Genomic DNA, 17,920 nt, shown 5'->3' on the forward strand with positions numbered 1-17,920 from the left:
ATGACCTCGCGCGGCTTCTGGGATCGGTTCCTCGACATGCTGTTCGGCGAAAGCGCGCATCCCGAGGCGACACGCCCGGTACTGGGTGCTCCGATGCTCTCGAACTGGTTGCCCTATCGCAGCTTCGACAAGAAGCACGGCATGTTCATCAACACGGACTCGATCGGGTTCATTCTCGAGCTTGCCCCGATGATGGGGGCCGACGAACGCAGCGGCGAACTTCTCACCCAGTTCCTCTCTGACGCCGTGCCGCCCGGCTGCGAGATCCAGCTGATTCATTGGCAAAGCCCCTCGGTCGGTGAGCGCATTGCCGACTGGGTGATGCCGCGCGTGGTCGCCAAGGGAGTCTATGGCCGCGCCGCGATGCACCGCGCGCGCTGGCTGCGCCGGGCAGCCTGGATGTCGATCTCGCGTGATGCGCCGTTTTACCTGCGCAATACCCGCGTAATTCTCTCGATCGGTGCCCGGCTCAGCGGTCCGATCGGGGCCGACACACTCGTGTCGGTGCGCGAAAGCCTGCGCGGCACGCTGCAGGCACTTTCGATCCCCGCGCGCGACATGACCCCGGTTGAACTGATCGCCTTTCTCGACGATTTTCTCTGCCCAGCAGTCGATAACGCCGACAAGCCCGAGCACTATTCCGAGCTCGATCCGATCAACGTCCAGTGCGTGCGGCGCGACCTCGAGACCCAGGTTACGCCCGACCGGATCGTGCTCCACACCGAGCGCTTTCGCCCCACTGGCGAGCGCCAGGACGGCGCGCCGGTCATCGGCGAGGTCGTGCCCGACAAGTTCGATTGGCGCTTCTTCTCGGTGCGCAACCTGCCCAAGCAATGGGCACCATGGGACGTCCAGAAGATCATCGGCGACGTCATCAACGACAAGCTGCGCTTCGGCTGCAATGTCATGACAGTGCTCGGGCTTGTCTATCAGGACGAGGACGCGGTCGCCTCGCGCGCCGGGCTCAAGGTTATGCGCACTACCAGCCTCGCCGACAGCCGCTCCGCGCGGTTCCTGCCACAACTCTCTGAACAGCGCGACGAATGGCAATACGTGCAAGGACAGATCCGCCAGGGCCGCAAGCTCGCGCAGGTCTATTACGGCGTCGGCGCGCTCTCGCCTCTCGGCAAGGGCGACATCAACGAGCGCATGGTGAAGTCGGTCTACAAGGCCTGCGGATGGGATCTCATCGACGAGCGCTACCTCCAGGTGATGGGGCTCCTCGCGGCGATGCCGCTGTCGCTGCCCAATGGTCTCTCGGCCGACCTCAAGCGCATGAAACGCTTCAAGACCATGCTTACGACGACCGCGGCATCGATCGCCCCACTCCAGGGCGAGCATACCGGCGGCCACATCCCGCATGTCCTGCTCATCGGCAGGCGCGGGCAACCGTTCTTCTGGTCGCCGTTCCAGAATGCCGCCGGCAACCATAACGTCGCGGTCTTCGGCAAGTCGGGTTCCGGCAAGTCGGTCTTCCTGCAGGACGTCTGCGCGGCAATGTCGGGGGCCGGGACCAAGGTCATCGTGATCGATGACGGACGCTCGTTCGAGCACATGGCCAAGGCCTTTGGCGGCGCCTTCGTTGAGTTCAAACTGTCTTCGGGCTTCTCGCTCAATCCCTTCGATATGATCGACGGCGAAGCGCTGTCGAGCGACGAGGATGGCGAAGACTACGAGGTCGAGTGCCTCGCGATGCTGAAATCGATCGTCGGCCAGATGGCGCGCCAGCAGGACCGGCTGTCCGACACCGAGCGCGGCCTCATCGATTCCGCGGTGAGCAAGGTCTGGCGCGAGAAGCAGCGCTCCGGGACGATCGACGATGTCGCGGCTGCGCTCCGCGCACTGCCTTCGCCCTATGCCGGGGACCTCGCCGACGCCATGTCGCCGTTCCTTACCGGCGGCACCTATGGCCGGTTCTTCGAAGGCGCCTGCTCGATCGATCTGTCCGCCGGGCTCACCGTGTTCGAGCTCTCCGATCTATCCTCGAAACCGGAACTTCGCTCGGTCGCGCTCACCGCACTCATGTTCCTGACGCTGAGGGTCATGCGCGATCTCGACCGTTCTGTGCCCAAGCTCACGATGATCGATGAAGCCTGGCAGCTGCTCGGCGGCGGGCAGATGGGGCAGGCGATCGAAACCTACGCCCGGACCTGCCGCAAGTATGGCGGCTCGCTGATCACCGCTACCCAGTCTCTCAATGACTTCTACAAGTCGGAAGGCTCGCTCGCTGCGCTTGAGAACTCGGACTGGTCGATCGTCCTCCAGCAGAAGGAGGAGACGATCAACGATCTTGCCAAGCATCAGCGCTTCGAGATGGACCACTATACCGAAAGCCTGCTGCGCTCACTAAAACGCAACGGCACCGAATATTCCGACGTCCTGATCAAAGGCCCGGAGACACTCGCGGTCGGACGACTGGTGCTCGATCCCTATTCGGCAACGCTCTATTCCTCGAGTCCGAGGGTCTTCTCGGAGATCGAGGAAAAGGTCCGCGCCGGCCTGCCGCTCCCCGATGCGATCGAGCGGGTCGCCTTCCCGGACTTCGTGCCGCCTGAGCCCGGAGCTCCCGATTTCATGGACGGTGAACTGGCGGAGGCGGCCGAATGATCACGCCTCACGCCTCTGCCCGCCAGTCCTGGCACCTTGCCGATGCCTGCTACCACGGCCTGCGCCTCGCAGGATGGCTCGCGGTCACGCTGGGCTGCGTCGCCGCGCTATGGCTGCTTTTCTTCGCCGCGCTGGGAAATTTCAGCTTTGGCGGGACCGTACTCCAGATCGAGAACTTCGCCTCGCGCTATGTCGCCGCGAGCGCCGAGCGCCAAGACCACTTCTCTCGCTTCTTCTGGCTGACCAGCGCCGGACTTTTCGTCGCAGTCGGCTTCTTTCGCCGCCACTCGCTCACGCAGCCGGGCGGTGCGGTCACCTCACATTCCAGGGAGATCACCCATGGCTAGAAGCCCCCGAACGCCCTCAAGTCATGCAGGCAGCACGACCGCTGGCCCCCTGTTCGAGGCCGAAGTGAGTCAAGGTCGGCCCGCGCCCCGGTCCCGTATCGGTCTGATCCCCGTTGCGCTGGTCGGCGCGCTGGTTGCCGCAGGGCTGTGGGGCGCCTGGGTCACCAAGAGCGTGCTGGGGACAGGGGACACACCTACCATCGCCAAGGTCCAGCTCTCCGGCATCGTCGGCGAATATGTTCAGGCCCAGGCCCGCTCGGCGGCGACGCCCGAGCAGGTCACTACCGAGACCCGCGCATTCATGGGCGAGGTCCAGAAGAACCTCGAGCGCCGCGGCGCGGCGGGCCAGATCGTGCTGGTGGGCGAGGCGGTGCTCGCCGGCAATGTCCCCGACATCACCGCCGAGGTCCGCCGTGAAGTCTATACGAAGATCAAGATGCCGCAGCCGGCGAATGCTTCTGCCGGTGACGTCATGGGCGCCATGCGTGCGGCGATGAACGGGCAGGGGACCCCTCAGGGAGCCGCCCCGGCCCCGATGCAGGGCGCCGCCTATGGAGGACAGGCCAGTGCTGCCGTCAACTGAGCCGCTCACTCCCCGATCCCCGCACGCCCGGCGCTGGCTGGTGATCGGCGCGCTTGCCGCGACGCTGGCGGCCAGCTCCTCGCTGGCGAGCTGGCGCGACGACCATGCGATCCTCATCAACACCACGCAGTCGCTCCCCAATTGGGCGTTCTGGATCGACAAGCACCGCCGCCCGGTGCGCGGGGACTTCGTGGTCTTCGCCCCGCCGCAGACTCCGCTCATCACCGCGCATTTCGGCTCGGTCTCGCCGCCCTTTGCGAAGCGCGTCTACGGCATGCCGGGTGACATGGTCACCCGCGAGAACGGCGTGGTGCGGATCAACGGCGCCGAGGTCGCACGGCTGAAGCCCGTGAGTTCGCGCGGCGAGAGGCTTGCCCCCGGACCGACCGGGCGGATCCCTGAGCACTGCTACTATGTCGGGACTGAGCACAAGGACGGGCTTGATAGCCGTTACGCCGATATCGGCTTCGTCTGTTTGGCACGCATCATCGGCACTGGGGACTCGGTGCTGTGAGCCGGTTGGCTCTTCTGTCCGCCACGGGCGGTGCCGCACTGCTGATAGGCTGGCCGCTGATCTCGGCGGTGAGGGCCGCCGACTATGGCCAGATGGGCCAGACTTTCCCGATCATCGAGGCTGATCTGCTCACGACGATCGAGACCAGGCTCAGGACGCTGGAGGCAAGCGGCGGGATCGAGCGGCTGCAGCGCGAGATGCAGGAACAGGCCGTAGCGAGCGTGCGGCGACCCAAGCGGGTCGATGGCATGACCCCGGCGACCACCAAGCGCGAGTGGCTGTTCGATCCCTCGATCGTCACCGAGGACGATATCGTCGACGCCAAGGGCAATCTGATCGCCGCGCGCGGCACCCGGGTCAATCCGCTCGATATGGTCCAGCTGCGCCAGGCGCTGGTCTTCGTCGACGGCGACAATGCGGCCGAGCTGCAATGGGCCCTGCGGACCTGGAGCGACACGGCGGCCAAGATCGTGTTCGTCGCGGGATCGCCCTTCGACGCGATGAAGCCGTGGCAGCGCCGCTTCTACTTCGACCAGGGCGGCACGCTCACCGCGAAGTTCGGCATCCGCCACACCCCCGCCGTGGTGAGCGCAGCTGGCTCCAGCCTCAAGATCAGCGAAGTGCCGTTGCCGCGCCAACCGGCGACGCCAAGCGGAGGCAAGAGCTCATGACCCACCCGCTCATCACCTTCCTCAAGACCCCGATGGCCGCGCCCGAAACGCGAACCCTGCGGCGCATGCGCAGGCTCTGGATGGCGCTGTGCTGGTCGCTCGCGCTTGCCGTGCTCCTGCTCCCGCTGCTGAAGGTTTTGCTGGGGCCCTGGGCTGCATTTCCCGCCCTGCTGCTGACGGCTGCGGTGGTGCTCCACGGGTTCATCTATTTCCGCGCCAAGGCGCGCGCCGACGATGCCTTTGGGCTGGAGGTGCGGCCATGATGCGTGTTCCCGCGAGATTCATGGCGCTGCTCGGGGCGCTCGCGCTCGCCGTTGCCGGAACCAGCCCCGCGCGGGCCGACACGGTCACCTGCCACGGCAAGTTCATCAACCCGATCACCGATGTGTGCTGGTCGTGTCTGTTTCCGCTCTCGATCGGCGGGCTATCGATCTGGAAGGGCTCGCGCCCCGATCCCAAGAACCCCTCGTTTCCCCTGTGCGCCTGCGGCTCGCCGATCCCGCGTATCGGCATTTCGGTGGGCTTCTGGGAGCCGGTGCGCCTCGTCGATGTCACCAACAAGTCGTGGTGTTTTCCCAACCTTGGCGGAATCCGGCTCAACCCCGGTTTCGACATCGGCGAGGGCCATGTCCAGGGGCGCAGCCAGATCGGCGGCAAGACGCAGAATTCGTCGCAGTGGCAGTCGCACTACTACGTCTATCCGCTGCTCTACTGGATGGAGATCCTGACCGATTTCCTCTGTTTCGAGCAGACTACCTTCGACGTCGCCTATGTGACCGAGATCGACCCGCTGTGGCAGGATTCCGCGCTGACCTCGATCATCAATCCCGAGGTGGCGCTCTTCGCCAACGGAATCGCCACCGCGGCCTGCGCCGCGGACTGCGTTGCTGCCACCGCGAAGCTGCCGATCGACCAGATGTTCTGGTGCGCGGGCTGCAACGGCGGGATGTACCCGCTGAACGGTCACGTCTCGGCCCACGTCACCCCGATCCAGGCCTCGCGGCTCGTCGCCGAACGCATGCTCTACAAGATGCACCGCGAGGCGCTTGCCTGGGGCACGATGGGGTCGAAGGCGCTGTGCCGCAAGTACCTGATGCCGGTGATGAGGAAGCAGCAATACCGGCTGCAGATGACCAATCCAATCTCGATGGTGAAGGGGCGCTACGCCTGCGCGCCGGTCGGTGCGGCCACCATCATTCCCCAGACCGGCAAGGGCTACCCCGTCAAGGGCGAGGACTTTGGCTACCTCGTCTGGCGCAAGCGCAACTGCTGCATGCTGTGAGGACATCCATGACTTTCGCGCGGCTCCCGCACAAATCCCGCCTCCTCGGGCTTGCTGGCTTCTTCGCCCTGACCGCCGTCTCGGCCGCTCTCGCCCAGACCATCGCCCAAGATGTCGGGGGCCTCGACCTGAAAGCCGTGAAGGCGCGCGGAACCGAAGCGACGGCCGATGCGCAGACGCTGGTCGATGCGGTCGCCGGCAGGGGCGAGGCGCACCGCGGCGAGGCCGAGCAGCTGCGCGAGGAGGGCCTCGCCGCCGTCGGCCGCATCAATCCGGCCGATCTTCCCAAGGGTCCGGGCGGCGCGGTCGACTTCGACGAACTGCTGAGCGGCGCGGCCGCCAATACCAGGACGCCGATGGGCGAGGGGCCGATGTTCATCGTCTTCGCCAGCCTGTCGATGCCCGAGGCATCGCTCACCCGACTGATTGCCGACACGACGAAGGCCGGCGGAGTCGTCGTGTTCCGCGGCTTTCCGGGCGGGAGCACCAAGGCCTTTGCCGAAGGGCTGAAGCGGGTGGTGACCAATGAGGGCGAGGAAGCCCATATCGCGATCGACCCGCGCCTGTTCCGCGCCTTCAAGGTTACGGCCGGCCCGACATTCGTTGCCGTTGGCCGCGAATACGAGCTCTGCGACGGGCTCGACTGCACCAGCGCGACCCCCGATCACGACCGCATCACCGGAAACGTCACGGTCGAATACGCCCTCGAAACCTTCGCCGGCGGGAGCGGACCCGGGGCAGGCGTTGCGCGCGTAGCGCTCGCCCAACTGACCAAGGGCCAATGAGATGGGTGGGCGGGGCTTGCGCAATCGTCGGCAAACTGCGGCATTTCTTGCCGTCTCCCTCCTCGCCATCGCGCTGCTCGCGCCAACCGGTATACACGCGCAGGTCTATATCCCGCCGCCCGACGACCTCATCGAGCCGCAGCCCGCACTGCCGCCCGCAACCGACCCCGGCGTTCCCCCTCCAGCACCCCCACCGCCTTCCGCGCCGGCCACCATGACCTGGGACGAGGCGAAGGCGCAGGCGCGGGAGCTCGGATCGACGGTTCGCGGCGCCAACCAGGGGATCACCGATGCCCCGGGCGCTGCCGGGCAGATTCCGGGCTATCAGGCGAACTATCCCGGGCTCACCCAGTATTACGACAATCCCGGCAACATGTATGCCGATGGAGCCGCTGCTGGTTACAGCAGCGATGCCTACCGCACCGCCAATTCGAGCGAGAGGCCGACCGTCGATGTGAAGCGCAGCGACCTTTCGCGCGCCAACACGGTCACCGAGGATCCCAACGCCTATCTGCAAGGCATGAGCGCTGACGGCTCGACCGGCAACTGCGTGCCGCTACCCCCGGGCTCCGGCACATCCAACATGGCCGAGTGGACCTGCAACGTCGGTTCGACGGTGGTCGAACAGCCCAAGACCTGCACCCGCAGCCTCTCGGTCTCGGCATGGAACGAGACCCTCTACCAGTACCTCTGCGTCACGAGCCCAAGCTTTGCCGGCTGCGCCTCGCTCGAAGGGAGTAGCCTGTGCCGGAAGACCGGGACTTACCCGGTGCCGCAGTACAATCTCACCGTCGACTATTACGACTGCGACGGCTCCGTCACCGATCCCAACGTCTATCTCATGGGCACGGTGCCCAAGCCGCCGCCGGCCAATGCCTTCCAGGTTGTCAGCAATGTCTACCGCTGCAACAACGAAGGCCTGACCGCCGCGCTGACCTTCGATCCGGTGACCGGCTTCCCGCTGCAATATGTGACCGGGCTACAGCAATGCGGCTCGCTCGCGTCTGAGCCCAGTTGCACCCGGAGCAGCCCAAGCGCCGCAGGCCTGACCAACCGGCAACTGTGCAAGACCTGGGACTTCATCGGCGATCCCTTCGGTGGCGGAGGCTACCTCACCTGCGCCGAGCCGGCCGCCCCCGAAGAGGTCTATGCCTGCAGTTCCAATGTCGCCGGGATCGTGCCCGAAAGCTCGGTCTCGAAGTGGTTCACCGAAACCTGGACCGACAATGCCTGTTCGGTCGATCTCGGCACCTGCACGCTCGCCAGCGAGACCTGCACCGCGCCGGGTGAAACCCGGCTGATCGACGGCGTGCCGGTGACGCGGCCCTGCTGGGAAGCTACGAAGACCTACCAGTGCCAAACCGTGGTCGGCGGGGGCAACGACTGCGGCAAGCTTGAAGCGACGCCGGGCTGCACTTTCGACCACGAGACGTGCCTCGACGATCCGCCCAGCAGCGACGGCTCGTGCCAGGTTGCCGAGCGGGTCTACAAGTGCCCAATCCCAGGGAGCGCTCCGCAGCCCGCGCAGTATATCTGCGGCGGCGACGTCTACTGCGTCAATGGCGACTGCGAGCCGATCGTGCGCGAAGCCTCTGACGAGTTCAAGGATGCGGTCGTGGCGCTGAACGCGCTCGGCCAGGCCAACGCCGAATTCGACGAGAGCACGCTCACCCTGTTCAAGGGTACCGCCGAGAGCTGCGCGCACAAGGTCTTCGGGCTCGCCAATTGCTGTTCGGGCAAGGGCGTGCCGCTCTTGACCCCGCTGCTGTGCAGTCCGTCCGAAGTCCTGCTCGACCAGAAGGACGATGCCGGCCTGTGCCACAAGATCGGCACCTACTGTTCGTCGAGTTTTCTTGGCATCTGCCTCACCAAGCGCGACGTCTATTGCTGCTTTCAGTCGAAGATCAGCCGGATCCTCCAGGAGCAGGGGCGGCCGCAGATCGGCAAGACCTGGGGCACGCCGAAGAAGCCGATTTGCGACGGGTTCACCATCTTCGAGTTCCAGCAGCTCGACCTCTCGGTGATGGATTTCCGGGAGATCTACGCGGAGTTCGTCGACGCGGCGAAGCTCCCCGACGAGGCCGCCACGCTCATCGAGATCCAGGCAAAGATCGAGGCCTACTATGCCGCCCACAAGCCGTAACGGCGGGGGCACCTCGCCCCCTTCAGCACCTGGCGCCACGGTCATCCCGCTCAGCGCCGTCGGCGCGCTTGCCGACATAAGCATGGTCGAGTTCTTCCTCGGCATGGCGCTTTCTCGCCGCGCACCGCAAAGCGCGGGCGAACCGGCGGCCGAAGTCTCGGCCTGGTTCGACCGGCCGGTGCGCGCCCGCGCGCTGAAGGCGCCGCTCGATGCCATGCTCGGCCGGGGCTGGGTCGCGCCGGATGCCGAGACCTACACACTGAGCGAGGCAGGCACCGCCGCGCTCACCCCATTCACCCACGCGCTGGTGCGAATGCTCGACGGCGGCCGCCGCCTGCTCGACCTCGCTGTCTTCATGTCACTGATCAAGGAATTCGAGAGGAGCGGATCATGAACCCCCGCCATATGTACAAGCGCCGCATTGCCGCCCTGTGCCTCGGCATCAGCCTGACGCTGTCCGGCATTGCCCCGCTTCACGCTGCCAATGAGGACGGCGTCGAGGTCAAGCAGTCCGAGGACGCGCTCTACTGCAAGGAGCGCAAGCTCGGGACCTGGTTCTACTGCGAGAAGCCGAGGGAGGAGCCGCGCAAGGCCGCCACGGCTACGCAGCCACCGGCGCGCGAGCGCCTCGCCGCAATCGGCACCCAACTCGAGGAGCTGAAGGCGCGCGCGATCCTTGAGCCGAGCCCGGAAAACGTCACTGCCTATGTGCGCTTCCAGCGCGAGCAACTCGACCGCTCCTCGATGTTCGCCGATGTGTGGCAACGTGCGCTGTGGCAGGATCCCGGGCTCGACTACACACTCCAGCGCCCGGTCTCGACGCTCGGCAAGCGCGCGTGGATCGACCAGCGCAAGTCCGACCGCGACCGGGTCATGGGCCAGCTCTCGCAGCGCTATGGGGTGTTCTACTTCTTCTCCTCGAGTTGCGGCGCCTGCGACATCTTCTCGCCGATCCTCAAAGCGGTCAGCGACAAGTTCGGGCTCACCATCCTCGCAGTTTCGATGGACGGCGGCCCGTCGGCGACCTTCCCCGGCTACATGGTTGATAGCGGGCAGTACGAGAAGCTTGGGATGGGCACCGAGCGGCAGGTCCCGGCGCTGGTGCTCTTTGATTCCGTCACCAAGCAGCCAATGCCGATCGGCTACGGCATCCTCAGCCAGGACGAGATCATGGACCGCGTGTTCCAATTGACCCAGGTCCAGCCCGGGAGCGACTACTGATGCGCGCGCGGCTCAACCAGGTCTCGCGCCGCGCGCTCGGCACCGTGCTCGGCGCGGCGGTCCTGCTGGCGTCGCCAACACCGGCCGTGGCCGGCGTCGAGGGCGAGATGCAGAGCTTCATGTCGGACATGGGCACCCAGGCCAATGTCACCGGCCCCAGCGCCTACCAGGGCCAGTCGGCAGGCTACTATTCGATGGGTTCGGTCTGGTCGCGCTTCCCACAGAAGAACATCCAACCCTTCAATATCCAGCTGCCCCATGCGCGCGCTGGCTGCGGCGGCATCGACCTCTTTGCCGGCTCGTTCTCGTTCATCAATACCGCCGAACTCGTCGCCATGCTCAAGGCCACGGCCAACAATGCCTTGGGCTTCGCCTTCAAGCTCGCGATCGACACGATCTCGCCCGAAATCGGCAAGGTCATGGATGAGCTAGCCCAGAAGGTTCAGCAGATGAACCAGATGAACATCTCGTCCTGCGAGACCGCGCAGGCGCTGGTCGGCGGGCTCTGGCCCAAGACCGACACGGCGTCCTCGGTGATCTGCGAGGCGATTGCCAACAGCCAGGGCGCGGTCGCCGACTGGGCCCGCGCGCGCCAGCAATGCAACAACGGCGGCCAGCGTGAGGCGCTTAAAGCTGCCAATTCCGACCCCGACATGAAGGAACAGGCCGGGATGCCGAACAACTACACCCGGGAAGCGCTCGGCAAGAAGTACGGCGGCTTTGACACCCAGTTCCGCGAGTTCCTGATGACGCTCGTCGGCACGGTGATCTACGATCCGCAAGGCTCGGGCGGCAAACCGCGGGTGCAGTTCATCGGCCCCGCCGATCCGGCGCTGATCAGCGCCATGCTCGATGGCACCTCGGCTACCCCGCACAAGTACTGGAGCTGCGGGGGCGACACCACCAAATGCATGGCGCCCACTGAGACCGACATGGTGATCGGCCCCAACGCGGCGATCAAGGCGCGGGTCCGCACCCTGATCGAAAGCATGGCGCTGAAGGTGCGCGATCCCGGCGCTTCGCTGACCCCGGCCGAGGTCCAGTTGCTCGGCATGGCGAGCGTGCCGGTCTACAAGATCATCACGGTAAGCGCCGCGGCCGAGTTCGGCATTTCCGCGCAGGAGATCAACGACCTTTCGGAAATTGTCGCGGTCGATCTCGTCACCACCATGACCATGCGCTTTATCGACATGGCGGTGAACGCACGCTCGGACTTCAACGGGGCGGACGCGGATTCCTTACGCGAATGGCGCGAGGGGCTTTACGAAACCCGGCGCAACTTTCTCGGGATCGCCGCGCGCACCTCGCAGCGTTTTGACCAGACCTTCGCGCTGATCCAGCGCACGCAGATGCTGGAGAAGACCCTGCGCACGCAGCTCTCCCCGCAGATGTCGGCGGCGCTGCGCTTCTCGCGCACCCTCAATCAACAGGTCCAGTAGGCCGCGACGAAGGAAGGCACGCCTCATGCTCGAGGTCTTCACGGTCGGGGGCGGCGATTACCTCGTCAACACCTTCAACGCGATCGCCGCCTGGACCGGATCGGGCGGGTTCAAGGCGCTCATCCGCGTGTGCATGGTGATGGGGCTGATCTACGCGCTGCTCGTCACCGCCATGGATCTCGATTGGCGTGCCTGGTTCCGTTGGTTCATCCAGTCGACGCTCATCTATCTCGTGCTGATGGTCCCGACCGTGACCGTGAAGGTCACCGACCGCGTCAATCCGGGGCTGGCCCCCGCGACGGTCGACAACGTGCCGATCGGGCTTGCCGCGATGGCCTCGTTCACCAGCCAGGTCAGCGACTACCTGACCCGCACTGCCGAGACGGTCTTCGTCATGCCCGCCGCGCTCAATTACTCGACCGGCGGCTTCGTCTACGGCGCGCGGATGTGGGACAAGGTCCGCGGCTTCGAGATCCGCGATCCCGTCTTCAAGGCGAACGTCGACGGCTATCTCAAGCAGTGCGCCTATTACGATATCCTGCTCGGCACGAAGAGCCTCAAGCTGTTAAGCGAAGCGCCCGATCTCTGGGCCGAGCTCGGGGTCAATGCCGCGACCAACCGGGGGATGAAGTACCTGACCGATACCGGCGTGGGCACCGTTGATATCGAGGGCAAGACCTGCGCTGAGGCCTGGACGCTGATCAACAACCAGTGGGATGCGCAAATCAATGCCTACGCGCTGCCCTTTGCCCACACCATGTATCCCAAGCTCACCCAGGCCGCCGCCGGAGCCAAGCTCGCCGCCGATGTACCGGTGGTCTCGCAGCTCCTGACCGGCACGGCGATGACCCGGAACCAGTTCTTCAAGCAGAAGAGCATGGTCGACGCCTTCGAGGCCGCGCAGCTCGATTTTGGTAATGCTGACGCGGATTCCTTCGCGCTGCAGCGCGCGGATACTCAGACCCGTAACGCGATGACGACCGCGGCTGAGCAGGGGCTAATCTGGATACCGGTGCTTGGCGTCGTGCTGACCGTGGTGTTCTACGCGCTGTTCCCGATCGTCTTTCCGTTGCTGCTCTTCCCGCGCACCGGGATCGCGACGCTCAAGGGCTACTTCTCCGGGTTCTTCTACCTCTCGGCCTGGGGACCGATCTACGTCCTCATTCACTCGTTCATCATGGACCGGCTCGCGAGCCAGACCAACGCGCTTGCCGCCGGCAGCGTGAACCTCGCCAACTGGGCGGGGATCGATGCGGTCAATCAGGATGTCGCCACCATGGCGGGGTTCCTGATGATGTCGGTTCCGGTGCTGGCGCTGATGGTGATGCGCGGCACCATGTCGGTCGCGAACAACCTCGGCTCGATGCTCGCGCCGGTCCAGGCGGGTTCGGATGCCGCCGCGCTGGAGCGGACCACGGGCAACTATGCCTATGGCGACGTCAGCTTCGGCAACCTGAATGCCGATAATCGGCAGATGTCGCAGTGGAACACGGCGCCGAACCTGCTCGCGGGCAGCGCGCATTCGGGCTTCCGCGAAGCCGATGGCCGCATGTTCAACGAATATGGCTCGGGCCATACGGTGATCGACACCAATGCCGCGATTTCGCAGCTGCCGTTCAAGCCGACCATGACGCGGGGTTACGCCTCGGACCTACGCTCGCAGGGCCAGTGGTACATGAACGAGGCCGACAAGATCGAAAACGGCACCTCGACCAGCTGGACCAGTTCGAAGGGCCGGTTTGGCAGCGCGGTCACCGCGACCAACGACGTATCGGGCTCGCGCCGCGAAAACGGCTCGCGGGCCTCGGACACGCACAACGTCGGGGGCAACCTGGTGGTCGAGGGCGCCTCGGGCAGTTCTAGCCGCGAGGTCACCAACAACGATCTGATCCTGCGCGAGGGCAATTCACGCAGTTCTGGGGACTTCGCGAGCAGGACGTTCGGCTCGTCCGCCAGTCTGACGGGATCCGGCACGCTGGGAACGCCGGGCAAGGGTGTCGCAGGAAGTGGCGCATCGGCTACGCTTCAAGGCTCGATATTCGGCAGGAAAGAGTGGGGTGACGATGCTCGTGCAGGGTCAGAACGCTCAGCCACCAATCAGACCACGCGCGGCACCGATAAGTCGGACGAGACCAGCAATCGCGTCGTGGTCAGCGGCTCGAGCGGCGATATCGAGTCTTCGGGCACCTACAATCAAAGCTCGGATTACACCGACCATTCCCGCTCGCGGACGAGTACCGATGGCTCTGACTGGCGCGTGGCCGAAGCCGAAGAACGGCGCGCAGCTGCCGCACGCTACCGCGAGATCGGCAGCCGAATGATGTCGGAGGCCAGTTTCGCCGAAACGCACGGCTTCCAGGTCTCAAGCGACATGTCGAACCTCATCCAGGATCGCTACGAGGCGCTGCAGCGTGAGCATCCCGAATGGCATTTGCCGGACCTGTCCAATCCGCGTCTCGACTACCGCGACGTTTCGCGCCGCGATCAGGCCATTTCCTATCTCATGGATGACCTGATGGGCGATCTTCGCGCCCACCGCATCAACGAACTCAGTGACGTCACCGGGATCGCAGGGTCGGGAATACTGGGGTCGAACGACGACCTCGGGATGCCAGGCACCCTGCGTCTGCCGTCGGGGACGGTTGCGTCTGCGCTTGTGCCGTCGCCGCAGGAAGGAGGAACCCTCATGGCCGTTCCCCATGGGCCTGTCGATGGGGCAGCCCTCGCCAAGGACCTTGGCATCATGGTCAAGCCTGGCGCGCGGCTCGGCCATATGGATGGCGCGCTGGTTCCGGCGATGGGCGTTGTGGCTGAAGAAGCTCGGTCCCTTGGCCTGCCCACGCCAGTGGTGACCTCGGGCAATGACAGCACCCAGCACAAGGCCGGGTCGGCCCATTACGACGATCGCGCTCTCGATTTTCGCGGCAACAACATCACGAACGAGCAGGGCGAGCAATGGGCGGCCAAGGTCCAAGGGCGCTTAGGAAGCGCTTATGCCGTCGACTTCGAGCGGTTCCCGGACGATCCCGCCAGGGATCACCTCCACGTTGCCAAACGTCGAAGCTAGAAGCTCACCCGAAAATGTTGGACTGCCAAATGAAAATGGCCACGAACAAGGCCATCATGACAGCGAGTACCAGTCGCAAATGCGGGATACCTCCCGCATCACCTTCACTGTACCGGGGAAATTGAATACCAGTGACCGGATCGCAGTCCGCGCCGCGACACGAGATCGGCATTCCATCCAGTCCGTAGCGATCATGGTCCATCGAGGGTCTCCTCGCCCTGACCATGATTACCCCGAACGGACTGTTTTTTCAATCATGTGCCAGGAACAATTGGAGCCCCCCGCGAAACCCTCGCACCCCCTCACGCTCTCGCAGCGCCAAAGCGCTGAAGACCGGGGAACGGATACCTCAGCCGCTTCAAAGCTAAAGGCTCAGGTTGGATCTTTGGGCAAATGCTGCCGGTAGCGGTTAGCCGTCGCGACAAGCCCTGCGTCGAGCTGAGGAATTTGCCACTTGCGGGTGGTGAGTACATTGGCGAGCGCGTCGATGTTCATCAGATAGGTGAAGACCTTGTTGGTGATCTCAATCATCAATTCGCGCATTTCGGCATCGGAAATGCGGGAAAGATTCGTCCAGGGAATCTCTCCGTAAGGGGACACGACCTTGACGTCGGTATAGTCACCAGATTCACTCGCAGGGAAAATGCCGGAATGAAGGTTTTCCAGTTCTGTGTTTCTCACGCAGAGCTGGACGAGCGAGAGAGCGACCTGGCGCCATTCTTCTTCACCGAGGGTTTGCATGGTTTCGGACTCCGCAGGGCACACCCAGCACGGCGGTTGGTCACCCGCCGCCCTCGATGCCGAATGACATTGAAGTGAGCAGGCTATCCGCCCCAGAAGGATAGCTCTCGATCCGCGCTTCCCCGGCCCGCCGGATCTGCGCCGCGGCTTCCTCGAGATGGAACGCCGCCGCATCGCGGGCGCGCAGCGTATCGCCCGCCTTCATGTAGTCGATGAGCCTCTCGTGCTCAGCGAGCGAACTGCGCGCCTCGTCGAGCTCGAAGTAGTTTGCGCCGGCGATCCACACAGCGGGTGGAATCGCCTTGGCATAGCTCGCCCAGGCCGTCTGATTGCCGCCAAGGCGGACCAGTTCGAGGTGGAACTGGTAGTCGAGGTAAGCGCCCCCGAGCAGGTTCGCAGGCTCATCGGCATCAAGGCCGCGCAGTGCCGCGTGGATCGCGGCGAGGTTTGTGAAGTCGGTTGTATTGGCACGCAATGCGGCCTCGGCAGCCGCCATCGCATGGATTGCGCCAGCAAGCGCCAGGTGTTCGACGATGCGATCGATGGTCCAGTCGATGATCGTGTAGCGGCCGTGGTCCCGGGCGAGGAGACCAAGCTCGAGAAGTTCATCAGCAAGTGAGAGTGCCCCGGCCTCCGGTAGATCATCGAGTCCGGGTATCTGGCTTGCATGGTCGAATCTACGCCGTTTGCGGGGCTCGCGCAGCACGGCAAAGACGCGCGGTGCAGGGCAAGTAATCCCTCCAAGCGGCCTTGGCTTTGACCTTGTCACCTTTTGTCCGCCCTCCGACATCGCATCCTTCGGATAGTCCGAACCATCCTGATTGGAAAATTCTAAAGGGTTTGTGCTATGTAGCCAACATGCAACGGGGCGGGACTGCTTTCCCCTTGGGGACGATCGATTGGCGAAGGCGCAATCTCTTGTCGAAAGGATTTTCCTCGAACTGAGGTTCGGGGTGCTTGCTGCCCACTACCTGCCTGGCCAGATTATCAGCAAGGACCAGGTCTGCGAAGTATACGACTGCCGTCCCGTCATGGCCGCCGACGCGCTCGGCGCGCTTGTCGCGGAAGGTTACCTGTCCCGGCACGGACGCGGTGAATTCACGGTACGGACCTGGACCAGGGCCGAAATCACAGACCTGTATGACATGCGCGCCTCGCTCGAGGCGATCGCAGCGGCCCGCGCCGCCGAACGCGCGAGCGAGGCGCAGATTTCCTGGCTCCAAAGCCTGGTGGGCAATGCGGGGGATGTATCTGCGACCGATCCCGACGATCTCGAGCGCGTCACGCTTTCTAATCTCGCGTTTCATCTTGAGGTCAGGAAAATGGCGAGGATACCGCGGCTTGCGGAGATGATCTGCCTCGTCCTGCCCAATGCGCTCCACCGGCTGATCGTCTGGTCACAGCATGGCGAAGACGGCGAACATTCGGCGCGCACTCACCGCAAGATTGCCGCGGCCATTGCCGAACGCTCCTCATCGATGGCCCGGCTGCTGATGCGCGAGGACGTCTATTCCTCGCGAGAAGCGGTTCTCGCCGCGATCGACGGTCTCGTGGCACGCGACGCGGCGCCGGTCGCCAAGATCCGCCGCATGGACCAGACGATCGCGATCAATGGCCGCACTTTCGGGCAGGGAACGCGCGAGCCCGCAGCCGATGGCCGGACGATCGCGTTTGGTGCGCCACTGTCCTAGCCGCGCCTAGCTTGCCGGTGGATCAACCGCCTTGAACATGAAGCCAGACGTTCCGGACAGTCCCGTGCTGTCACAGACCAGCTGCTCGACGACGCTCGCCATGACCGTTGCCGCCTGTTCCAGACCGGCGGCTTCAAGCGTGTCGAGCAAGTCCCTGGCATCGCTGATGATGATTTCCAGCGCATTCCGGCTGATCGGAAGCCGCTCAATCGCCATGGTCGTGCCCCGAAATCCCCTGTTCACACAAGTCTTTGTTGAGACGGGACTTTCTGTCAACGTTTCAACACGTCAATTGCCAGAATAATGTGTCGGAAATGGTGGGACCTGCGTAGTTGCCCATAGTTCAATGAGACAGACAGTTCGAAATACAGGCCGCTGGCCCAATCGAACATCGTCCATTTCGTCGCAGCATGGAAGTTATGTTTCACCTTCCAGATAGTCGACCTCGATCCGGTCGATCTCGACGATGCGTCCACGCACTTTGACTCGCCCCGCAAGGCCATCGGGCACTTGCCCGTCGGTAAATCCGAGCCGCCAACGCACACCGTCACCGTCACGCAGAATCGGGCCGCGAGGACCATGCTCGATGGTGCCGACGATCGTGTTGGTTGAAAGGCGGCGATTTTGGTTCATTACTTGTAGCTTAATCATCCATTTTGGTGAAATTGTTGATCCGCACCCCGATCGGAAACCGCGCGCTCCTAGAGCGGTTTCCATTCATTCCGGCTCATATCCGCAAGATTTGAAGTAATTGGCACATTCGGCAGGCTGGAAGATATCGACGAGCTTGCCGATCAGGTCCCACAGCCCATTGACGGTTCGCTCGCCG

General features: G+C 64.2%; 19 protein-coding genes and 1 pseudogene. 14 read left to right on the forward strand and 6 right to left on the reverse strand.

Going from position 1 to position 17,920, the window contains the following annotated elements; all coding sequences use genetic code 11:
• The 13 genes from traC (at position 1) to EH199_RS18880 (ending at position 14,659) form a co-directional block, all read left to right on the forward strand.
• Complete coding sequence (gene traC / locus EH199_RS18820) at positions 1 to 2,607, forward strand: type IV secretion system protein TraC (protein ID WP_124810725.1); 2,607 nt, start codon at positions 1 to 3, stop codon at positions 2,605 to 2,607.
• A complete protein-coding gene (locus EH199_RS18825) occupies positions 2,604 to 2,954 on the forward strand; it encodes a hypothetical protein (protein WP_124810726.1) in 351 nt (116 codons plus the stop codon). The genes traC and EH199_RS18825 overlap by 4 nt, the downstream gene beginning before the upstream one ends.
• Positions 2,955 to 3,018: 64 nt before the next feature.
• Positions 3,019 to 3,537 carry a type-F conjugative transfer system protein TrbI gene (locus EH199_RS18830; RefSeq protein WP_223806771.1) on the forward strand — a complete coding sequence of 173 codons (519 nt, stop codon included), beginning with the start codon at positions 3,019 to 3,021 and terminating at the stop codon, positions 3,535 to 3,537.
• Positions 3,538 to 3,577: 40 nt separating this feature from the next.
• The gene (locus tag EH199_RS18835) at positions 3,578 to 4,051 is read left to right on the forward strand and encodes a S26 family signal peptidase (protein ID WP_124810742.1); all 474 of its coding nucleotides are present in this window, start codon (positions 3,578 to 3,580) and stop codon (positions 4,049 to 4,051) included.
• On the forward strand, positions 4,048 to 4,722 hold the full coding sequence (gene traW, locus EH199_RS18840; RefSeq protein ID WP_124810728.1) for a type-F conjugative transfer system protein TraW: 675 nt from the start codon (positions 4,048 to 4,050) through the stop codon (positions 4,720 to 4,722). Before EH199_RS18835 ends, traW begins: the two co-directional genes overlap by 4 nt.
• On the forward strand, positions 4,719 to 4,985 hold the full coding sequence (locus tag EH199_RS18845) for a hypothetical protein (protein ID WP_124810729.1): 267 nt from the start codon (positions 4,719 to 4,721) through the stop codon (positions 4,983 to 4,985). The genes traW and EH199_RS18845 overlap by 4 nt, the downstream gene beginning before the upstream one ends.
• Entirely contained in the window at positions 4,982 to 6,004 is a 1,023-nt protein-coding gene (gene traU, locus EH199_RS18850; protein WP_124810730.1) for a conjugal transfer pilus assembly protein TraU, read from the forward strand. Before EH199_RS18845 ends, traU begins: the two co-directional genes overlap by 4 nt.
• An 8-nt stretch (positions 6,005 to 6,012) precedes the next feature.
• On the forward strand, positions 6,013 to 6,789 hold the full coding sequence (gene trbC / locus EH199_RS18855; RefSeq protein WP_124810731.1) for a type-F conjugative transfer system pilin assembly protein TrbC: 777 nt from the start codon (positions 6,013 to 6,015) through the stop codon (positions 6,787 to 6,789).
• A gap of 1 nt (position 6,790) precedes the next feature.
• Positions 6,791 to 8,932: a conjugal transfer protein TraN gene (gene traN, locus EH199_RS18860; protein ID WP_124810732.1), complete on the forward strand. Its 2,142-nt coding sequence runs from the start codon at positions 6,791 to 6,793 to the stop codon at positions 8,930 to 8,932.
• The gene (locus EH199_RS18865; protein WP_223806772.1) at positions 8,913 to 9,326 is read left to right on the forward strand and encodes a hypothetical protein; all 414 of its coding nucleotides are present in this window, start codon (positions 8,913 to 8,915) and stop codon (positions 9,324 to 9,326) included. Before traN ends, EH199_RS18865 begins: the two co-directional genes overlap by 20 nt.
• Positions 9,323 to 10,153 carry a thioredoxin family protein gene (locus EH199_RS18870; RefSeq protein ID WP_223806773.1) on the forward strand — a complete coding sequence of 277 codons (831 nt, stop codon included), beginning with the start codon at positions 9,323 to 9,325 and terminating at the stop codon, positions 10,151 to 10,153. Before EH199_RS18865 ends, EH199_RS18870 begins: the two co-directional genes overlap by 4 nt.
• On the forward strand, positions 10,153 to 11,592 hold the full coding sequence (locus EH199_RS18875; protein ID WP_124810733.1) for a conjugal transfer protein TraH: 1,440 nt from the start codon (positions 10,153 to 10,155) through the stop codon (positions 11,590 to 11,592). The genes EH199_RS18870 and EH199_RS18875 overlap by 1 nt, the downstream gene beginning before the upstream one ends.
• 25 nt (positions 11,593 to 11,617) lie before the next feature.
• On the forward strand, positions 11,618 to 14,659 hold the full coding sequence (locus EH199_RS18880; protein WP_124810734.1) for a conjugal transfer protein TraG N-terminal domain-containing protein: 3,042 nt from the start codon (positions 11,618 to 11,620) through the stop codon (positions 14,657 to 14,659).
• 4 nt (positions 14,660 to 14,663) lie between these two features.
• Here the strand turns inward: EH199_RS18880 and EH199_RS18885 are convergent, their stop codons facing one another.
• The 3 genes from EH199_RS18885 to EH199_RS18895 form a co-directional block, all read right to left on the reverse strand.
• Positions 14,664 to 14,861 carry a hypothetical protein gene (locus tag EH199_RS18885; protein ID WP_223806774.1) on the reverse strand — a complete coding sequence of 66 codons (198 nt, stop codon included), beginning with the start codon at positions 14,859 to 14,861 and terminating at the stop codon, positions 14,664 to 14,666.
• 170 nt (positions 14,862 to 15,031) lie between these two features.
• Positions 15,032 to 15,400, reverse strand: coding sequence for a hypothetical protein (locus tag EH199_RS18890; RefSeq protein WP_124810736.1), 369 nt, complete (start codon positions 15,398 to 15,400; stop codon positions 15,032 to 15,034).
• Positions 15,401 to 15,440: 40 nt separating this feature from the next.
• Positions 15,441 to 16,106 (reverse strand): FCD domain-containing protein, encoded by a 666-nt coding sequence (locus tag EH199_RS18895; protein WP_223806775.1) that lies wholly within the window; start codon positions 16,104 to 16,106, stop codon positions 15,441 to 15,443.
• A gap of 193 nt (positions 16,107 to 16,299) precedes the next feature.
• Here EH199_RS18895 and EH199_RS18900 point away from each other — a divergent pair, with 193 nt between their 5' ends.
• Positions 16,300 to 17,091 carry a GntR family transcriptional regulator gene (locus EH199_RS18900; protein ID WP_223806776.1) on the forward strand — a complete coding sequence of 264 codons (792 nt, stop codon included), beginning with the start codon at positions 16,300 to 16,302 and terminating at the stop codon, positions 17,089 to 17,091.
• 6 nt (positions 17,092 to 17,097) lie between these two features.
• Here the strand turns inward: EH199_RS18900 and EH199_RS18905 are convergent, their stop codons facing one another.
• From EH199_RS18905 to EH199_RS18915, 3 genes and pseudogenes are all read right to left on the reverse strand, one after another.
• On the reverse strand, positions 17,098 to 17,307 hold the full coding sequence (locus tag EH199_RS18905; protein ID WP_124810738.1) for a hypothetical protein: 210 nt from the start codon (positions 17,305 to 17,307) through the stop codon (positions 17,098 to 17,100).
• Positions 17,308 to 17,508: 201 nt separating this feature from the next.
• The gene (locus EH199_RS18910; RefSeq protein ID WP_124810739.1) at positions 17,509 to 17,724 is read right to left on the reverse strand and encodes a DUF5818 domain-containing protein; all 216 of its coding nucleotides are present in this window, start codon (positions 17,722 to 17,724) and stop codon (positions 17,509 to 17,511) included.
• A gap of 84 nt (positions 17,725 to 17,808) precedes the next feature.
• A pseudogene (locus tag EH199_RS18915) lies at positions 17,809 to 17,920 on the reverse strand (IS630 family transposase); the annotation flags it as partial.

Origin of the sequence: Novosphingobium sp. LASN5T, from assembly GCF_003856955.1 — a bacterium.
In the GTDB taxonomy this organism is placed as follows: Bacteria; Pseudomonadota; Alphaproteobacteria; order Sphingomonadales; family Sphingomonadaceae; genus Novosphingobium.